This window comes from Streptomyces sp. NPDC058877, assembly GCF_042742855.1.
Classification (GTDB): Bacteria; Actinomycetota; Actinomycetes; order Streptomycetales; family Streptomycetaceae; genus Streptomyces.
This window is the reverse complement of record NZ_JBHYMF010000087.1, coordinates 1-17,348: the sequence shown is the minus strand read 5'-3', so window position 1 is coordinate 17,348 and position 17,348 is coordinate 1. Positions and strand designations below refer to the sequence as shown.

At 71.2% G+C, this 17,348-nt stretch carries 19 protein-coding genes; 12 read left to right on the top strand and 7 right to left on the bottom strand.

What is annotated here, in order from left to right; translation table 11 throughout:
* The first annotated feature begins 9 nt into the window (after nt 1–9).
* The gene (lepB, locus tag ACFW2Y_RS20775; RefSeq protein ID WP_384881094.1) at nt 10–618 is read left to right on the top strand and encodes a signal peptidase I; all 609 of its coding nucleotides are present in this window, start codon (nt 10–12) and stop codon (nt 616–618) included.
* A gap of 3 nt (nt 619–621) precedes the next feature.
* On the opposite strand, the gene ACFW2Y_RS20770 is transcribed toward lepB, so the two are convergent.
* Nucleotides 622–1,248 (bottom strand): TetR/AcrR family transcriptional regulator, encoded by a 627-nt coding sequence (locus tag ACFW2Y_RS20770; RefSeq protein WP_384881092.1) that lies wholly within the window; start codon nt 1,246–1,248, stop codon nt 622–624.
* A gap of 190 nt (nt 1,249–1,438) precedes the next feature.
* On the opposite strand from ACFW2Y_RS20770, the gene ACFW2Y_RS20765 reads away from it, so the two are divergent.
* The 6 genes from ACFW2Y_RS20765 to ACFW2Y_RS20740 all read left to right on the top strand — a co-directional run bounded on the left by ACFW2Y_RS20765 (nt 1,439) and on the right by ACFW2Y_RS20740 (nt 5,214).
* The gene (locus ACFW2Y_RS20765) at nt 1,439–2,125 is read left to right on the top strand and encodes a cholesterol esterase (protein WP_384881089.1); all 687 of its coding nucleotides are present in this window, start codon (nt 1,439–1,441) and stop codon (nt 2,123–2,125) included.
* Between the two features lie 102 nt (nt 2,126–2,227).
* Nucleotides 2,228–2,704 carry a DUF6114 domain-containing protein gene (locus ACFW2Y_RS20760; protein WP_384881087.1) on the top strand — a complete coding sequence of 159 codons (477 nt, stop codon included), beginning with the start codon at nt 2,228–2,230 and terminating at the stop codon, nt 2,702–2,704.
* Nucleotides 2,701–3,504, top strand: coding sequence for a DUF6230 family protein (locus ACFW2Y_RS20755; RefSeq protein WP_384881085.1), 804 nt, complete (start codon nt 2,701–2,703; stop codon nt 3,502–3,504). The genes ACFW2Y_RS20760 and ACFW2Y_RS20755 overlap by 4 nt, the downstream gene beginning before the upstream one ends.
* A complete protein-coding gene (locus ACFW2Y_RS20750; RefSeq protein ID WP_384881083.1) occupies nt 3,498–3,884 on the top strand; it encodes a DUF6114 domain-containing protein in 387 nt (128 codons plus the stop codon). Before ACFW2Y_RS20755 ends, ACFW2Y_RS20750 begins: the two co-directional genes overlap by 7 nt.
* A 38-nt stretch (nt 3,885–3,922) precedes the next feature.
* Nucleotides 3,923–4,504, top strand: a complete 582-nt coding sequence (locus tag ACFW2Y_RS20745) for a hypothetical protein (RefSeq protein ID WP_384881081.1) — start codon at nt 3,923–3,925, stop codon at nt 4,502–4,504.
* The gene (locus ACFW2Y_RS20740) at nt 4,501–5,214 is read left to right on the top strand and encodes a DUF6230 family protein (RefSeq protein WP_384881078.1); all 714 of its coding nucleotides are present in this window, start codon (nt 4,501–4,503) and stop codon (nt 5,212–5,214) included. Before ACFW2Y_RS20745 ends, ACFW2Y_RS20740 begins: the two co-directional genes overlap by 4 nt.
* 124 nt (nt 5,215–5,338) lie before the next feature.
* On the opposite strand, the gene ACFW2Y_RS20735 is transcribed toward ACFW2Y_RS20740, so the two are convergent.
* Complete coding sequence (locus ACFW2Y_RS20735; protein WP_384881075.1) at nt 5,339–6,508, bottom strand: right-handed parallel beta-helix repeat-containing protein; 1,170 nt, start codon at nt 6,506–6,508, stop codon at nt 5,339–5,341.
* Between the two features lie 259 nt (nt 6,509–6,767).
* Complete coding sequence (locus ACFW2Y_RS20730) at nt 6,768–7,139, bottom strand: MerR family transcriptional regulator (protein ID WP_384881130.1); 372 nt, start codon at nt 7,137–7,139, stop codon at nt 6,768–6,770.
* 375 nt (nt 7,140–7,514) lie between these two features.
* Between ACFW2Y_RS20730 and ACFW2Y_RS20725 the strand changes: the two genes are divergently transcribed.
* Nucleotides 7,515–8,345, top strand: coding sequence for an alpha/beta fold hydrolase (locus tag ACFW2Y_RS20725; protein ID WP_384881073.1), 831 nt, complete (start codon nt 7,515–7,517; stop codon nt 8,343–8,345).
* A gap of 213 nt (nt 8,346–8,558) precedes the next feature.
* On the opposite strand, the gene ACFW2Y_RS20720 is transcribed toward ACFW2Y_RS20725, so the two are convergent.
* Nucleotides 8,559–9,212 carry a DUF1326 domain-containing protein gene (locus ACFW2Y_RS20720; protein ID WP_384881070.1) on the bottom strand — a complete coding sequence of 218 codons (654 nt, stop codon included), beginning with the start codon at nt 9,210–9,212 and terminating at the stop codon, nt 8,559–8,561.
* 224 nt (nt 9,213–9,436) lie between these two features.
* Here ACFW2Y_RS20720 and ACFW2Y_RS20715 point away from each other — a divergent pair, with 224 nt between their 5' ends.
* Entirely contained in the window at nt 9,437–10,264 is an 828-nt protein-coding gene (locus tag ACFW2Y_RS20715; protein WP_384881067.1) for a DUF2182 domain-containing protein, read from the top strand.
* Nucleotides 10,265–10,305: 41 nt separating this feature from the next.
* On the opposite strand, the gene ACFW2Y_RS20710 is transcribed toward ACFW2Y_RS20715, so the two are convergent.
* The gene (locus ACFW2Y_RS20710; RefSeq protein ID WP_384881065.1) at nt 10,306–10,653 is read right to left on the bottom strand and encodes a VOC family protein; all 348 of its coding nucleotides are present in this window, start codon (nt 10,651–10,653) and stop codon (nt 10,306–10,308) included.
* A 362-nt stretch (nt 10,654–11,015) separates the two neighbouring features.
* Between ACFW2Y_RS20710 and ACFW2Y_RS20705 the strand changes: the two genes are divergently transcribed.
* From ACFW2Y_RS20705 to ACFW2Y_RS20695, 3 genes are all read left to right on the top strand, one after another.
* Entirely contained in the window at nt 11,016–11,240 is a 225-nt protein-coding gene (locus ACFW2Y_RS20705; protein WP_384881062.1) for a hypothetical protein, read from the top strand.
* Nucleotides 11,241–12,154: 914 nt separating this feature from the next.
* Complete coding sequence (locus ACFW2Y_RS20700; RefSeq protein ID WP_384881060.1) at nt 12,155–13,351, top strand: IS701 family transposase; 1,197 nt, start codon at nt 12,155–12,157, stop codon at nt 13,349–13,351.
* Nucleotides 13,352–13,409: 58 nt separating this feature from the next.
* On the top strand, nt 13,410–14,954 hold the full coding sequence (locus ACFW2Y_RS20695) for an FAD-dependent oxidoreductase (protein ID WP_384881057.1): 1,545 nt from the start codon (nt 13,410–13,412) through the stop codon (nt 14,952–14,954).
* Nucleotides 14,955–15,092: 138 nt separating this feature from the next.
* Here the strand turns inward: ACFW2Y_RS20695 and ACFW2Y_RS20690 are convergent, their stop codons facing one another.
* Nucleotides 15,093–15,674, bottom strand: coding sequence for a TetR/AcrR family transcriptional regulator (locus ACFW2Y_RS20690; RefSeq protein WP_384881054.1), 582 nt, complete (start codon nt 15,672–15,674; stop codon nt 15,093–15,095).
* 122 nt (nt 15,675–15,796) lie between these two features.
* Nucleotides 15,797–17,348 (bottom strand): FAD-binding oxidoreductase (locus ACFW2Y_RS20685; RefSeq protein ID WP_384881051.1); only part of this gene is annotated, 1,552 nt, incomplete at its 5' end.

The following is a 17,348-nucleotide window of genomic DNA, read 5'->3' as shown; positions in this document are numbered from 1 at the left end:
CCGACTCCGGTGAACCCGCGCCGGGCGGCCGGTGCCGTCCTCGGGACCGGCGTCCTGCTCTGCCTCCTCGCCTGGGTCGTCGTCACGTCCCTCGGCGTCCGGGTCGACGGGACCAGCATGGCGCCCACCCTCCACCAGGGGGACCGGATCCTCGTCGCCCCGGGGTCGACGGGAGAGGCGCACCGCTTCGACGTCGTGCTGCTGCGGGCGACCGGGAAGGACGCGCTCCTGGTGAAACGGGTGATCGCGCTGCCCGGTGACCGGGTCGCGATCGTCTCCACCCCGGACCAGCCCTTCCAGGTGCTCCTCCAGGAGCGCGGACGGGGGCCCGTGTACCGGGTGGTGGCGCCCCAGTGGGCGGCGCAGGCACACCGCACGAGCGCGTGCTGCGGGCCCGACGGCACCCGGTCGGCGCGACCCGACCTGCGGACCGTGCCCGAGGGCGCCTTCTTCTACCTGGGGGACAACCCCGATCTGTCGGACGACTCGCGGGCCTACGGCTGGGGCGAGCTCGGCCGGGTCGAGGGTCGGGTCGGTTTGCGGGCCTTCCCCGTCTCCTCGTCACCCGGCATCGGCAACCGGCCGGTTCTGGAGGAGTACCGGGGGCCGGTCCCCTGAGCGTCAGGGAGCGCTGTGGGGCGCTCCCCGTTCGGGCATCCGCTCCAGGCCCGTGCTCAGGGCGACCCTGACCACGGTGTCGGCGATGCGACGGGCCGACTCCTCGGGCGAGGAGGCGGCCTGCACGATGTGACTGGCGGTCAGGCGGACCGCGGCGTCGACGGCCAGTTCGCGGGCCACCGGGTCGATCGCCGGCCAGGCCTCCGTGACGTACGCGTCGGTCATGGCCGTCGCCGTCTCGAAGGCCGCCGCGGACCGGGTCGTCAGGTAGGAGAGGAGTCCGTCCTCGCCGGTGCTGGTCAACATGGCCTTGATCAGCGGGTTCCGTCCGGCCAGCGTGAGCGTGAAGCGGACGGCGGCCTCGACGGCTGCGCGCAGGTCGTCCCGGTGGGCGTCCAGGCCCTGCTGGATGCCGACCAGGCAGCGCTCCAGTTCGCGCTGGAAGAGGGCCTCGCCCACGGCCTCCTTGGAGGGGAACTCCGAGTAGAGCGTCTGTCGACTGACGCCCACCGCGCCGGCCAGGTGTGCCATGCGCAGCTTGTCGAAACCGCGGTCGGCGACCGCCTCGTACGCGGCGTCGAGAAGCCGCTCGCGCAGCAGTGTTCGAACCGTCTCCCTGAACCGTGGCATCGGCCAAGCCTAGTCCAGCGGGAATTCTTCCTGGAATTGTCAGAAGTGTTGACACTCATGGAGAAGGTGTCCAATTCTCGAACAGGCAGCCGCAAAATGTAGCCGCGCTCCGGCCCCGGCCGCGGGACGCACCGGCTGCGCTCACATCCCCAACCCGCGCGAGACGTGCGGGACGACGGTTGGAGATCACATGCAGCACGAGACCAGAGGCGTCACCCGCTGGCGCAGGTCGGCCTTCCTCGCCGTGCCCGCAACCGCGGCCATCGCCGCCATGGCCACGGCGATGGTGCAGGGCGCGCTCGCGGCGAACCTCTCGCTCACGAGCGTCCCCTTCACCCTCAGCTCCAAGACCGTGGCCGCGCCGCAGGGCATCGGTGCCGTCATGCACACCATCGACGCGGGAGGAGCCACCGGTGCCGCCGAGGTCGGCATCGCCAAGGCGGGCCTCGACGGCATCTGCGTGCACGCCGTCCAGTCGGTCAACCTCCCGGTGATCGGCAGCCTCGGCACCTGGTCGCTCAACATCTCCTCGCCCGCGGCCGCGACCCCGCTCACCAGTGACGAACTGGTCGCGGGCGCCGGACTCCAGGCGAACAAGCTCGTCCTCGACGCCCAGGCGCTCAAGGCGGCCACGGCCACGCTGAACGCCAGCGACACGACCCCGAACGTCATCGGCGCGGCTGCCGACGGCGACGGGATCAAGGCGACCGGCATCACCGACGGCACCCCGGGTCAGTTCGGCCTGGACGCCACCGGCGGTCGGACCGACATCAAGAACCTCAACGCCGACGCCAACGGCGCCACGATCGCCGGCGCGATCACCCTGCCGGACCTCGCGATCGGAATCGCCCACGGCGACAAGACCTGCGGAGCCTGACCCGCACGTCCCGCACCACCGGCACGCCAGGCGGGACTCCGCGCCGTCCGTACGGCACGGAGCCCCGCCCCTTCCGCCCCGACCCACCGCTGCGAGGCCCCCATGACCATCGAACCGCCGTCCGAACCGACCGAGGGGCCCACCCGGGGCCGTACGCTCCGTGCCCGCCGCGCGTTCCGCCACTGGCGCCGCACCCGGCCGTTCTGGGCGGCCGTCTGGACCGGACTCGGCGGCTTCGTCATCCTCTTCCTGCCCCTGGCGCCCCTCGGCAAGATCCTCCAGGTCGGCATCGGCGGCATCGCGGGAATGGCGGGCGGCGTCGTCCTGATGGCGATGGCCCTGCTCATCCTGCTGCTTCCCGGCCAGCGCCACACCGCGGGCGTCATCGCGGTGATCACCGGAGTCGCCTCCTTCCCGCTGTCCAACCTCGGTGGACTCTTCGTCGGCATGGTCCTCTCCGTCCTCGGCGGCTCCATGGCCTTCGCCTGGCTGCCGGAGAAGCCCACCAAGCGGCGGCGCTCCGCACGCCGCATCCGGCCCGCCGAGACGCCCCTGCCCACGGGGAGCGGATCGGCATGAACCACTTCCCCTCCGACCCGGGCCTCCTCTCCGGCGCCCGCCGCCTCGGTCCGTCCCTCGCGAAAGCACACGCCCACAGCGGCCGTGCCCTCGCCGATTGGAACGCCCGCATGCTCGCCGAGGCCGCCGACGGCAGCCGCCGCGGCACCCGCTGGCGGCGCGGCGCACTCGCCTTCGTCCCCTCGGTCCTCGCCGTCGGCGCCCTCGGCGCCGCACTCGCCCAGGGTGCGCTCGCCGCCAACTTCAGCGTCACCGGGCAGCCCTTCACCCTCACCTCCAACGGGGTCGAGGGCAGCGGCTTCGGTGCCGTCGTCAACACCCCGGCCGTCGGGCGCCCGGACGGCACCACCACCACGAACACCGCCATGGCGCGCGTCGGTTTCGCCAGCGCCGGTCTCGCCGGACTCTGCGGCATCGTCCACCAAACGATCGCCGGCGTTCCCTACTCGCTGCTCCTGACGGGCGGCCAGGAGGTGGCCGCGACCCCGCCCGCCACCTTCACGACCGACATCGACGCCTCGAACCTCTACATCCAGGCCACCGAACTCCAGGCGTACGGACCCACCACCCTCCAGAACGCGGTGCTCGGCCAGTCCGCCGACCAGGTCACCGTCGCCGGCAAGCCGCTCACCGGCGCGCTGCCCGGCGGCTTCGGCCTCGGTTCGGCCGGCGGCGAGGGCGGCAGCTCCATCCGGCTGCACGGCCTCAACGCCACCGCGTACGACGCCGAGATGGCCGGAGCGCTCGTGCTGCCCAACCTGAAGATCAGGGTCGTCGCGGGAACGGCAACCGCATGTTGAGCCGGGCGAAGGCCGTGCGCGCCTGGTTCCGGGCGTTCCGCCGCACCCGACCCTTCTGGGGCGGGGTGTGGCTGGTCGCCGGTGGTTGGACCGTCCTCAAGTTCTCGCTCAGCTCCCTGCAGTTGATCGTGAGCACCGGCTTCGGCGGAGTGGCCGGTTACCTCGTCGGTGGCGGGATGATCCTGTGCGGACTCATTCCGCTGGCGCTGCCCGCCCAGCGGTACACCTTCGGGCTCATCGGCGTGGTCCTCGCGGTCGTCTCGCTGGTCGTCTCCAACCTGGGTGGCTTCCTGCTCGGCATGGCGCTCGGCGTGCTCGGCGGTTCCATGATGGTCGGCTGGGGCGTCAAGCGCCCCCGACGGCAGGCGGTGGAAGGATGAGGCCCCGGGGCCCAGGGGCACGGCCCAGGGCCCTCGCCGTGGCCGTCGCCCTGCTCCTCGCGGTGGTCACGGCCGTCTGGTCCGGCCAACCGAGCAGCGCCTCCGGCGCGTCCGCTCAGGTCGAGCCGCTGGGCGTGCCCTTCCTGCCCAGCCCGGACCCGCTGCACGTCACCATCGACAGCATGGTCGCCGTCTCGATGACCGTCGACAAGAACGTCACCATCCGGCTCTCCGACGGCTCGACGCGCACCACCACCCAGTACACCTTCACCAAGCTGAAGATCCGCTCGCACATGAAGGTGGTCCAGCGGGCGTCCGGGCACACCGTCACCATCGACGTGCCGGGGGAGGGCTCGCTCGGCGGCTACGACAGCGCCGGAAAGGCCGAGACCACCACCATGTGGGGGGACATCAGCAACGTCTGCGTCCGCGTCCTGGTCAAGATCTGCGGGGTGCAGGGGCTGCTCGACTTCTTCGGTTCCCTCATCCCGCTCACCGCCGGCGCCGAGGACTTCGCCGGCGACATCTACGCCATCCGCACGGTCGACGACCACGCGGCCCTCGAATCCACCGACAACCCCGTCCACCTCCCCGGAACCATCACGGTGACCACCCCATGAACCCGCCCGCACCGTCCGGAGACGCCCGCCCCCCGGGGCGCACCCACTGGCGCCGGTCCCTCGCCGTCGCCGTGCCCGCCCTCCTCGCCGCGGGCGGCATCGGCTCCGCCATGGCCACCGGAGCCCTGGCCGTCGACCTCCGGATCCAGGACCGGCCCGTCGACTTCACCACCAGCAGCCTCTACGGAACGCAGTACGGCGCCGCCGTCGTCGACCAGACCGTCGTGCGGCCCGACGGCTCCACCGGAACCGAACGGGTGCTCCGCATGGGCTTCGCGGACGGAGTGATCAACGGCCTCTGCCTGAGCCAACGGCAACAGATCGCAGGAACCACGTACACCCTGCTGCTCACCCTCGGCGACGACGACCCGGGCTCCTGGGAGATCCGGACGAAGAACACCGTCCTCGACCTGCGCAGCGCCACCGGCGTCCTCGACATGGACGGGATCGTCGACCTCAACACCAACGGAGCCGACGTCAAGACCGTCAAGGACGCCACCGGCGCCTACGTGGTCAACCCGCTGAACAGCCCGCAGCACCGCTTCGGCATCCAGGCGCGCTACGCCAAGTTCGACCGGATCGTCGGCACCGCCCAGGACTTCCAACTCCCGGGGCTCCTCACGACCCCGAAGCTCTCCCTCTCCGTCCGCCCCGGCACGGTGGCCTGCCCGGCTCCAGCCGCGCCCACCGGGACGCCCGGCACGCCCTGAGCGTCGGCGCGCCCGTCCGGCCGCTCGGGGCCCGCCGTCCCCGCCGTCCGCGTTCTGCTCGGGTCCGGCCGCCCCGGAGGCAGCGGGGCAGCGAGGCAGCCGGACAGGGACGTGGGCCGTGGGGCTACTTCATGGCGGCGCCGATGGTCGTGGTGCCGGTGGTGAGGAACCGGGTCTCGGGCAGCGAACCGTCCGCACGGCGCGGCCCGTACGCGCTGCTGGGGTCGGTGCTGCGCAGCAGGGCGGCGGAGTGAACGCCCTCGGGGTCCGTGTCCCAGGTGTTCGCGGCGCTCACGACGCGGCTGCCGATCTTGGCGGTGGCGCGGGTGTTGTGTACGGCGAGGTTCCTGGAGAGGCGTGAGGGTGAGGTCAAGAAGAAGTAGCCGTCGGCGCCGTTGGCGTAGGCGGTGTTGGCGTGCAGTCGCAGTGCGCCCGGGTTGCTGTTCTCCGTGAAACCGTGCGCGGTGTTGTTCCATGCGGCGTTGCCGGTGACGACGTGCGCCGCGTTCGCGCCGCCCCCGCCGAGCTTGAATCCGTTGCCGTTGCCCTCGAAGGCGGTGTCCTTCCAGCGGTTCACGCCGTTGCCGTAGGCCCAGGTCCGCTCGATGCGGACGGGGCTGGCCCACTGCCACAGGTCCAGGCCGTCGTCGGCGTTGTCGAAGAGTCGTGCGGCGACGACCTTGTTGTTGCTGCCCGAGCCGAACTTGATGGCCAGGCCGTCCGCGTTCTGGCCGTGGTGTGCCGGGTCGTAGTTGCGGTAGGAGTCCAGGTTCTCGATCAGGTTGTCGTTGGTGTCGTCTCCGCGCAGGGTGAAGCCCGAGTCGCCGTTGTCGTGCGTGACCAGGTTCTCGAAGACGCCTCCGGTGGAGGAGGTCACCACCACGCCTTGCGCGGGCGAGTTCCGGAAGGTCAGGTTCGACAAGGTCCAGTGGTCCCCGCCGATGGCGACCAGCCACTGCCCCTTCGGGAGTCGCGAGCCGTCGACGACCGCCTTCTCCGTGCCGTAGGCGCTGACGGTGATGCGCCGGGTCGCGGTGCCGTCCGCCTGGCTCTTCAGGGTCCTCGTCGGGCGGTAGGTGCCCGCCCGCAACCGGATCGTCGTTCCCGGGCCCGCTTCGGCGAAGGCCTTCTCCAGCGCCGCGGTCGTGGACACCACGACCGGGCCGGCGGTCGCCGCGTCCGCGCCGTCGTGCACGGAGGCCAGGTAGGTGCCCGCACCCCCGGCAGCCAGAGCAACGGCCAGTCCGGCCGGAAGCGCGCGGGTCCTGCGGTGGCGTCCTGTGGTCGTACGCACGTCGTGTAGCCCTTCGTGGTTCCTTCGGCCGAGAGGGGCGGCCGAGTGCACGTTCCCCTGCTGCTTAGTTGCCGCTGGAGGGCCGAAGGGCACGGTTTCCGTGAAATTCACGCTCGGTCACGCCGTATACCGCATGCGTGGCGACGCCGGGACGGTGCTGCGGACCGCGTGGGGCGTGAGCAGCGGGCCGTGTGCAGGGTGTGGGAAGTCCACCGTCGAGGGAGTGCTCGATGCCGCCCCCGGTACGGAGCGACGGGGTTCAGGACACCGGGCGGACGGGGCCGCCGGTCCGGTGGCGGAGCGCGGCTTCCAAGCGGTCACGGGTCTCGGTCTGGGCGGCGATCCGCTCGTTGAGGACCGCCAGCCGCGCCCGGGCGACCCGCAGGCCCTTGTCCGACGGAGGCGCGGCAGCCACGTCGCCGTCCAGACAGGGAAGGAACACCCGCACGTCGTCGAGGGTGAGCCCGGCGGTGACCAGGGAGCGGATGTTGCGGACCCGTACCACCGCCCGTTCGTCGTAGACGCGGTAGCCGTTGGGGGTCCGTTCGGAGGAGATCAACCCCGCCTGCTCGTAGTGCCGCAGCGCACGCGGCGTCGCCCCGGTCGCCCGGGCCAACTCGCCTATCCTCACCCGTTCCACCTCCGGGTCCACTCCTATCACGCCACGGCCGCACCGCCGTCGACGTGCAGGAACACTCCGCGGACGAACCGCACGGCGGATGGGGCGAGTTGTGCGGAGGAGGAACCCCACAGCCTCCCGGACGCACCCCTTCTTCGTTCGAGCCGTCCGAATCGAGTGGTGCCGGTGAGCGGTCGAGGAGGGACCCTCGACGGCGCCGGGACGCCGGGAGCGAAACCGACGATCTGCTGCCCCGACCGAGGACCCTCTCGTCGGGCGGGCGGCTCCCCACCGACTACCGGTCCGTAACGCTTGTGCGGGCGCCCCCGGAGGCGTTGGCTGGAAGACGAGGGGCGATGCGAACCCCCTGGACCCGGACGGTGAGCCATGCCCAAGGTCGACGTCAACGGAGTAGGACTGTTCTACCAGGCGGTCGGCGGGGGAGAGCCGCTCGTGCTGGTCCACGGCTCATGGGGCGACCACCACAACTGGGACCCGGTCGTCCACGGGCTCGCGTCGACCCACCGGGTGTTCGCCTACGACCGGCGCGGCCACAGCCAGAGCGACCGCACCGACGGTCCGGGCTCGCGGTACGAAGACGAAGAGGACCTCGCCGCGCTGATGGAAGCCCTGGGGGTCGCCCCGGCCCGCGTCGTGGGCAGTTCGTTCGGCGCCTCCGTGGTCATCGGGCTCGCCGCCCGGCGACCAGGGCTTTTTCGCCGCATCGTCGTCCACGAGCCGCCGCTCCTGGAGGTCGTCCCCGACGTTCCGGAACTCCGGGCGATGATGACCGCTGCCGGAGAACGGATCGACGGAGTCCTCGACCTCCTGCGGAAGGGCGACTACGCCGCGGGGGCACGACGGTTCGTGGAAGAAGTGGCCTTCGGGCCGGGCATGTGGGACCAGATCCCGCAGCGGCTGCGCGAGACCTTCCTCACCAATGCTCCGACCTTCCTCGACGAGCAGGCGGACCCGGACTGGGCCGCCGTCGACCTGGAGCGGCTGCACGCCCATGCCGGACCCGTGCTGCTCACCAGGGGAACGGAGAGCCCGCCCTTCTTCGGCGCCATCGTCGACCGGCTGGCCGAGACGCTGCCCGGGGCCCGGTGCCACGTCTTCGCCGGAGCCGGGCACATCCCGCACATCAGTCACCCGACGACGTACGTGGACCTCGTGAACGGCTTCCTGGAGCAACAGGCCCCTGCCGCCTACGCCTAGCGGACCTCGCGCCTAGAGGATCTCGCCGGACCCGGTCCGCCCCGACTCCCGCCGGTCCGTGACTCCCGCCGGTCCTGTCTGCTGCACCCTCGAAGTCCTGCGGAGTCCTGCCGCCCCGGTGCCCCCGTGCCGCGCCGGGACGGCCTTTCCGGCCGACCGGACCAGGTCGACCGGATCGGGCTGGCCGGATCGGGCCGGATCAGGTCGCCCCGATCAGTCGGGGCCGCTCCAGTCGAACGGGATGTGCTTGCTCGACTGGCCCTCGCGGCTCCACTGGAAGCCGAAGGCGTCCACGCGGTCGGTAGTGGAACGCCCCCAGGTCGCCACCTGGCCGGGGCCCGTCTCGGAACCCGGCAGGTTCGTCGTCTGCACGCGTGCGCCCTCGGGGGTGGTCGGTCCGGTGAGGGCGGTGGCGCCCGCCTCCACCTTGTCGGGGACGGAGACCCGCCAACTGCCGAGGTCGTCGTCCACCTCGAACGCGATGGAGGCGACGTCCATGCCCTTCATCTCGCCCGCGAACATGGTGAACATCTGTTGCGGCCAGCTGCCCGCCTGTCCCCCGAAGATCATTTGAAGGGCTTCGCGCTGCCCGTCGTCGGCCCGTTCGTCGAGGAAGACCGCCCCGTAGGCATCGGAGTGCTCGGTCCAGATGTTGCCGACGAACGAGGCCACCATGAGTACGTTGAGGCCGTCCAGGCGGACGTCTCCGTAGCGTCCCTCACGGACGTGCCACGCCAGGACGCCGTCGCACTCCCCGTACGTGGGGGGCTGGGCGAACGAGCACGGGCAGGGGACGTCGCACCTACAGGTGTCGAACCAGTCTCCGGACACGTGCCACGAGGGGATCGTCGGTGCCGTCCCGGTCATGTCACCACCTCCTTGCGCCCGGCAGCCGCACACGCCCACGCGGGGGCCGATCACACGTCACGGGAACGGAGGAGACACGAGGTCCACGAAAGCCCGAGCCTCACCGCGCACTCGGCGCACCGGGCCGTACGGTTCCATTGTCGTCGGGCAGCCCGGTGATCGCACCTCGTCGCCGGCTCCGCCCCCGGCGTGCGTCCGGGCCGGCGGAGTGCTCCGCTGGAACCATGACGCGCGACGCGGCCAGCACCGTCCCTCCCCTCCGCTCCGGCAACCTGCTTCCGGCCCGCAAGTTCGTCGTCGCCTGGTCCTTGATGGGGCTGATCGCCCTGTTCTGCTGGCTCGTGGTCGTCGCGCAGGCCGGCGACATAGGCACCGGGGCGGGGACGATGGGGATGGCGCTGCCCTTCTTCCTGCTGTTGTGGGCGGTGATGATGGCCGCCATGATGTTCCCGTCCGTGGCCCCGGTGGCGGTCACCTGGGTCCGGTCGATCGGCCGCCAGTCCTCGGGATACGTGCGTGCGGCCCGGACCGCCGAGTTCGCCGGTGGTTACGTCCTTGCCTGGACGCTCTTCGGGCTGCTCGTCTACGGCATCCTGGCACTGACCGGAGAGCTGGTCGCCGGACACCCGACCGCAGGACGGTGGATCGGTGCAACGGCCTTCCTCCTTGCCGGGCTCCAGCAGTTCAGCCCCCTCAAGGACCTCTGCCTGCGCCACTGCCGCAGCCCCCTGGGCCAGTTGATGCGGTACGCGGCCTATCGGCCCCGGGCGCGGGACCTGCGGGTGGGGATGCACCACGGGCTGTACTGCGTGGGCTGCTGCTGGGGGCTGATGATCGTGCTGGTGCCGCTCGGTTCGATGAACATGGCGGCGATGGCGGCGGTCTCGGTGGTCATCTTCGTGGAGAAGCTGTGGCGACTCGGAACCGTCTTCGCCACCGTGGTCGGCGTGGTGTTCGTGGCCCTGGCCGTCGTGACGGCCCTGGGCCTCTTCCCGGGGGTGCTGGTCCCCGGTCTGAGCCCCTCGGGCGCGGACATGAAGATGATGGGCTGACCCCGTACGCCCCTCGGCCCGCCCCCGGGGCCGAAAGGGCGTCAGCGGTGCCCCAGCACGTTGACCACACGGCCGTTGGGGTCGCGGACGAAGAACCGCCGCACCCCCCACTCCTCGTCCTGCAGGGGGTGGACGATCTCCGCGCCACGCTCCTGCATGACCGCGTAGGCCGCGTCCACGTCGTCCACCTCCACGCTCATGTCCGGGGTGAGGGGCGCCGTCTTGTCACCGGCCGTGAAACTGATCTGTGCCGCCGGGCTGGACGGGGAGGCGAGCGTCATGATCCAGCCGTGGTTCATGACCTCCTCGAAGCCGAGCAGGCCGTAGAAGTCCCGACTCTCCTGCGCAACCTCTGAACGGATGTTGGGTACGACGCGACGAACGGACATCGGGCGACTCCACGTGAGGAGGGACGGGTCTGCGGACTCCCCAGGAGTACTACGCCGCACCCGCCACCGCACGTGCTTTCACGACGGACCTTCGCCCGCACCCGTCGGATGCGGGCCCGTCCCTCCGAGACGGCTGACCGCCGGCCCCTGCTGCGGGCCCGGTCGCTGACGGCCGGCAGGGCGGTGCGTTCCCGTGCGCGTCCGCCGCATCCGCTTGGAGGCCGGGTGCGGACCGGCACGGGAGACCCGTAAAATCTGCCGGGCCCCGGCAGTGCTCCGGCTGTCCTGACCGTGTCAGGCTGTGGCGACGACCGGCCGCGGACGCATTTGCCGCCTGAGCGGCGAAGTGGAGAGGGGGAGGCATGGCCAAGCACGTGCACGCGCGGATAGGCGAGCGGACGATCCACTGCCCGACTTGTGGGGGAGACGTCTTCCGGGAGCGCGAGGTGAAGCTCAACAGCACGGGGATGGAGTTCTTCAACCTCGCCTGGGCGAACGAGTCGGCCACCGGGCTGATCTGCTGGTCGTGCGGGTACGTGCAGTTGTTCGTCAACCCCGACCTGAGCCTCTACCTAGTCCAGGACTGAACTCCCCGCATGGCATGCCGGGCCGTCGACGGCCCGCCGGGAGCGGCTGAGCCGGGACGCGGGGCTTCCCCGTGCCCCGGACACCCCGATGGCCACGCCACGGGTCCGTGAAGGTGTCGCTGCCCGGCCCCGCGCGACGCGGTGCCGGAGGACCTGCCGCCGGGGCGCTCGGCACCGTCACCCGCCGCGGTCCACGGGCCTGGGCCACGGGGAAGCGTGCCACCGGCGGCCCCTCCGCCTCGGTGGGCGCCCTCCGTTCACCGCTCGCTCGCCCTCGCCGATCACCCCTCACCGCGAAGAGGACCGTCGAGGCGCCGCCCCGGTCTGCCGCGGGTCGGTGACGGCACACGCGCAGCACCTCCGAGCCCCCGGAGGTCCGGTGCCGGCGATGGTCGGCCGCGCGGGGAGCGTCTTTGTCGTGGAGGGCGAACTCGACCACCTGTGCGGCGCGTTGAGCGGGCAGGAGTCACGAGACGTGGGGCAACCCCCTGATCCCGGGTGCGGACGGGTCCCGAGGCCGACATCGTGACGAACGGTTGTCGCCCATCTTTTGTCAGGAAGTCATCGGAGCGTCGAATCAATTCTGGCTCGATCGGTCTATTTACTGGAGGGGGTCGATCGTTGCCCTCGGCGCCCGAAGTGTCGGCCGTCCCGCACTGTTCCACCACCTTTCCACCGGCGCGTGCGGATGCCTTCGCATGTCTTTGAGCACGGAGGATGTCGATGTGGGGTGGTGAGGTGGAGCCCGTCGCGGTGCGCCGGAAGGTGACCGGAAGCAGTCGCACCGAGAGGGGGGCAATGGTCAAAATCCGAAACGTATGTTCAACTAGAGCCTCGCCATCAGGTAAGTGGGGCTTCGGATTCAGTCACGGTGGAGTGGCCGGATTCGATGCCCGGCGGAGGGGAATCTTGTCGTGGAGTTACACGGGGGCCGGGGGGAGCACGAGATCATTTGGAGCGAGGTCGCTGACGACTTCGTTGCCGCGTACAGCCGACGCATGCTGATGTCGCTGCCGCGTCGCGACCAGCGACAGAACGGCGAGCTGTACATTTCCGGACTGCTTTCGCTGACCAGCCGCAAGTCGATGCGCTCGATCGCCTCGACTGCCGGGGGAGGCGCGATCGAGCAGCGGTTGCACCACTTCATCAGCAAGTCTTCGTGGGACTGGGTCCCGGTGCGCAAGGAATTGGCCGCCGATCTTGACCGAGCGATCGCTCCGTTGGCCTGGGTGGTCAAGCCCATGCTCGTCCTCAAGGCGGGCGAGCACACCGTCGGAGTCACCGAGTCGTTCGTGCCCCAGCTCGGACGCGTCGTCAACAGCCAGCGTTCGTACGGGGTCTGGCTGGCCGGGGAGACGCAGAGCGCACCGGTCAACTGGCGGCTGAGGTTGTCCGACGAGTGGCTCTCCGACCCCCAGCGCAGGAGGCGCGCCGACATACCGGAGCAGCTCGGTTCCGACGACACCGGGGGGGCGGCGGCGGTTTCGGCCGCACTCGAGCTGTCCCGGTGGGGATTGCGCTCTCGCCCGGTGGTCGTGGACGCCAGGGAGGAGGACGTGGCGGTGTTGGTGCGTCACCTGTCGGCGACGAAGGTCCCCTTCGTGCTGCGGGTCGGCGGAGCCACCCGGATGATCCCGTGGAACGCGCTGCGCGAGGGGCGGGACGTCCGGTTGATGACGGCGCAGCACCTCGCCGAGGGGGCGGAGCGCGGTGGACGCCCGGTCCGTTGGTCGGGGCGGGGAGGGACAAGCGCCCGGCCCTCCCGGATCGGTGCCGTCGACGTCGTGCTGCCGTCCGTCCCCTGCACCCTGCGACTGGTCGGTGCCCCACGTCCGGGTGGACGCCGGACACGGGAACTGTGGCTGTCGAACATCACCGACATGCCTGCGGCCTTCGTCGCACGCCTGGGTCGACTCGGCGACCGGGTCGACGAGGACTTTGCCGAGATCAGCACCAAGGTCGGCGTGATGGACTTCGAGGGCCGCACGTTCGGGGGGTGGCACCGCCACACCACCCTCACTTCCGTGGCGCAGGGCATCGTGGCCCTGTCCGCGGCCCGCGACCACCGGGTCGGACTGTCCACCGAGGGAGAGTGCCTGCGCATCGCCTGACGCGGGTCACACCGGGACCGCACCGAGGAAGTGCAAGGGGGAAGGGGAGTCGGAGACCGTGAACACGGGCGGGAAGAAGGAACGTGCGGACGTACTGGTCGTGGGTGGCGGGCCGGTCGGGATGCTGCTCGCTGCCGAGTTGGCCTTGCACGGGGTGCGCACGACGGTCCTGGAGAAGGCGTCGGTACCCTCGGGCGAATCGAAGGCGGGCACCCTGCACGCCAGGACCGCGCAGACGCTGCACCGGCGCGGGTTGCTGGAGGCGGTGCAGCCCGGTCCGTACGCCGCGGGACGGGCACCACGGCGGAGCGTTCCGTTTCATTTCGGTGGTCTGCCCCACCTCGACCTGGGGCCGGTGGTCGAGGAGTTTCCTGCGATGGTCGGCAGCCCGCAGGCGTATGCGGAGGCGGTCTTCGCCCGGCGCGCCCTGCAGTGGGGCGCCCGGATAGAGCGGGGCGTCGAGGTGACCGACGTGCGGGAGAGCGGCGACCACGTGGAAGTGGCGGTGCGTCGAGGAGACCGGGAGGGCGGGGGACTGCGCGCCCGCTGGGTCGTCGGCTGTGACGGGGCACGGAGCGCCGTGCGGCAGAAGGCGGGTATCGCCTTCACCGGCACGCTGCCGACGATCTCCTGCATGATGGGTGACGTTCGGCTCGCCGAGCCCCATGCCGCGCCGAGCGGTTGGAACCGCACTCCGCGCGGTTGGACCATCTTCTGGACCAACCCCTCCGGCCACAGTCGTGTCGGCACGTACGACTTCCGCGGACCGCACCCGGACCGCACCTCGCCCGTCACCTTCGAGGAGTTCCGTTCGGAGGTCGATCGGATCACCGGACGGGCCGTCGCGATGGACGAGCCCCGGCACCTGTCCCGCTTCAGTGACGCCGCCCTCCAGGCGGAGCGCTACCGGGCCGGACGCATCCTGCTGGCAGGGGACAGCGCGCACGTGCACTTCCCGGCGGGCGGCCAGGGACTCAACACCGGCTTGCAGGACGCCGTCAACCTGGGCTGGAAACTGGCCGCCGAGGTGAGGGGGGACGCGCCGGCCGGGTTGCTCGACACCTATCACGCGGAACGGCACCCGGTCGCCGCCGGGGTGTTGGAGAACGTCCGTGCCCAGGTGGCCCTGATGCACCCGGGCTCGACCACCGACGCGCTGCGCCGGCTCTTCGCCACCCTCATGGAGGTGGACGAGGTCAATGCCCACCTGGCGGGCATGGTGAGCGGCTCGGACATCGCCCATGACGTCGGGCGGCCATGGGACGTGCTGGCGGGACGCTTCATCCCCGAGACGCGGCTGAAGACCGTCCGGGGCACGACGGGCCTGGCGGCCCTGCTGCACTCCGGACGGGGGGTCCTGCTCGACCTGGCTGACCGGGCGGAGTTGCGACGGGCCGCCATCGGTTGGGAGGGGCGGGTCGACGTCGTGACGGCACGCGCGGAGGAGGGACCCTCCGCGGACGCGATCCTGCTGCGTCCCGACGGCTACGCGGCTTGGAGCGCGCCGGTCGGCGGGTCCGGTGCGGAAGGACTGGAGGAGGCGCTGAGGCGCTGGTTCGGGGAGCCGGGGCGGGGCGGGAAGGGGCCCGGGGCGCGGAGCTGACCAACCGTGGCCCTCCCCCTCACACGAGGATCGAGCTCCGGGCGTTCCCGCTGGACTTCTGGTGGAACGCCCGGAGCTCGATGTCGTACGGGTGGTGTGGTGGGCGCGGAAGCGGAGGCCGCAGGGGCATTGGACCGGTCAGTCCAGTGAGGCCAGTGCCAGCTTTGCGGCGGCCCGCAGCCGTCCGGCTTCCGGTGCGGCCCGCGCGATCACCCGCATGCCCTGCATCACCACGAGCAGCAGTTGGGCGATCTCGTGCGGATCCTTGCCGGCGGCCAGTTCCCCCTGGGCCTGGGCCCGCAGCAGGGAGGAGACCAGTGCCGTCTCCACGACGCTCCAGCTCACCTCCACCTGGCGGGCCACTTCGGGGTCGCGGGGGGACAGTTCCACCGCCGCGTTCACCACGAGACAGCCCCGGCGGTTCGGGTCGGTCAGGGCTTCGGTGACCCAGCTCTCCACGAAGGCGCGCACGGCCGGAAGGGCCGGTCCCGGCTGTGCGAGCGCCGTCACGAAACCAGCCTCGCTGCCCCGTAGGTAGCGCCGCATTGCGGCCAGGTAGAGGTCGTGCTTGCTGCCGAAGGTGCCGTAGAGGCTGGCGCGGCCGATCCCCAGGTGCTCGACGAGGTCGGCCATCGAGGTCGCTTCGTAGCCCCGCTCCCAGAACAGGTCCATCGCACGCTGCAGCACCACGTCGGGGTCGAATTCCTTGGTTCTGGCCATGTTCCGAGGGTAACAAAAAACCAGACCAAACAATCCAGAAAAGCCCGCACCGGGTGAGCGGAGCGGGCTTCTCTGGTGCCGGACACCAGCGGGTCGCGATCGACACGGACCGGAGTGGGAGGTCAGCGCTCCGGCAGCCGGACGGACTGGCCGTGGCGGAAGAAGTCGGTCGGATCCCAGGTGGCCTTCACCTGCTGGAGCCGCGGGTAGTTTTCGCCGTAGTACAGCGTGCTCCAGGGCACCCCCGACCGGTTGCGGGCCGGGTCGTTCAGGTCGATGTCCGGATAGTTGACGTAGCAGCCGTCGGTGTCCGCACCGGAGAGCGGGACGCCGCCGGTCTCGGCGTACGTCTCCTCGTAGACCTCGCGCAACCAGGCGGTGTTGGCCGCGTCCTCCGCGGCCGAGTGCCAGTACGCCTGGTAGAGCAGCTTGAACGCGGAGTCGCGGTGGACGGAGGCCGTGGCGGTGCGGGGCACCGAGTTGACCGCCGCGCCGTAGGAGCTGAGCAGCACCATGGCGTTCGGGTTGGCGAAGTCCGTACGGGTCAGGTGCCGGTGGATCGTCGCGATCTGCCGCTCGGGGAGGTTGCGCCGCTGGTAGGCCGACTTGTGGTCGCCGCGCAGGGTCGGATCGACCAGCACCGAGTTGGTGACGCCCAGATAGCGCGTGGCTTGGAGCCAGGGCAGCCGTTGGGGGGTGGCGAACTCCGGCATCGGCCCGTGCTCGCCCATGGCCTCGGTCACCGCACCGCGCGGCGCCCCCACTCCGTCGGAGACGGCCCGCAGGAAGGAGTCCAGCAGCTCCCGCGCGTTCGGGGAGGTGGCGTCCATCTGGGTCAGGAGGCCGATCTGGCCGTGGGAGCGGTGGCTCAGGCTGAGGTTGGCCACCAGCCCGTCGTAGGGGCCGCCGGCCGTCGCATGGGCCTCGTGCCAGGCGCCGTAGTTGCGCACCAGACGGGTGAAGGAGCGTTCCGTCAGTTGCTCCCAGGGCCAGGACACGGCGCTGAGCAGCACCTCGGCCGGGGGCCGCGGCAACAGCGAACCGGGGGTGCCGCCCGTCGCCCCCGGGGAACGGAACCAGTACCGCGTCACCACGCCGAAGTTGCCGCCGCCCCCACCGGTGTGGGCCCACCACAGCTCGCGCAGCGGGTCGTCCTCCTCGCGGGTGGCCACCACCACGCGGGCCTTGCGCCGGGCGTCCACCACGACCACCTCGACGGCGTACAGGTGGTCCACGACCAAGCCGTCCCTGCGGCAGAGCATGCCCCAACCGCCCCCGCTGACGTGTCCGCCGACCCCCACCGAGTAGCACACGCCACCCGGCACGACGACGCCGTACGCCTTGTAGAGGCGCTCGTAGACGTCGGTGAGCGTGGCGCCGCCCTGGACCTCGAAGGCGTGGAACCGCTCGTCGTAGCGGACCCCGTTCATCTCGGAGAGGTCGAGGACCGTCTCGACGGCGTCGTTGAAGACGAAGTCCTCGTAACAGTGACCGCCGCCGCGCACGGTCAGCCGCTTGCCGGCGTCGACCGCCTGCTGGACCGCCTCCCGCACCTGCTCCCCGGAGGAGACGAGGCGCACGCTCTCCGGCCGGGCCGTCCAGCGTTGGTTCGCACCGCTCACCAGGTCGCGGTAGCGGGCGTCGTGGGGACGGATCGAGACGGCGGGGAAGGCC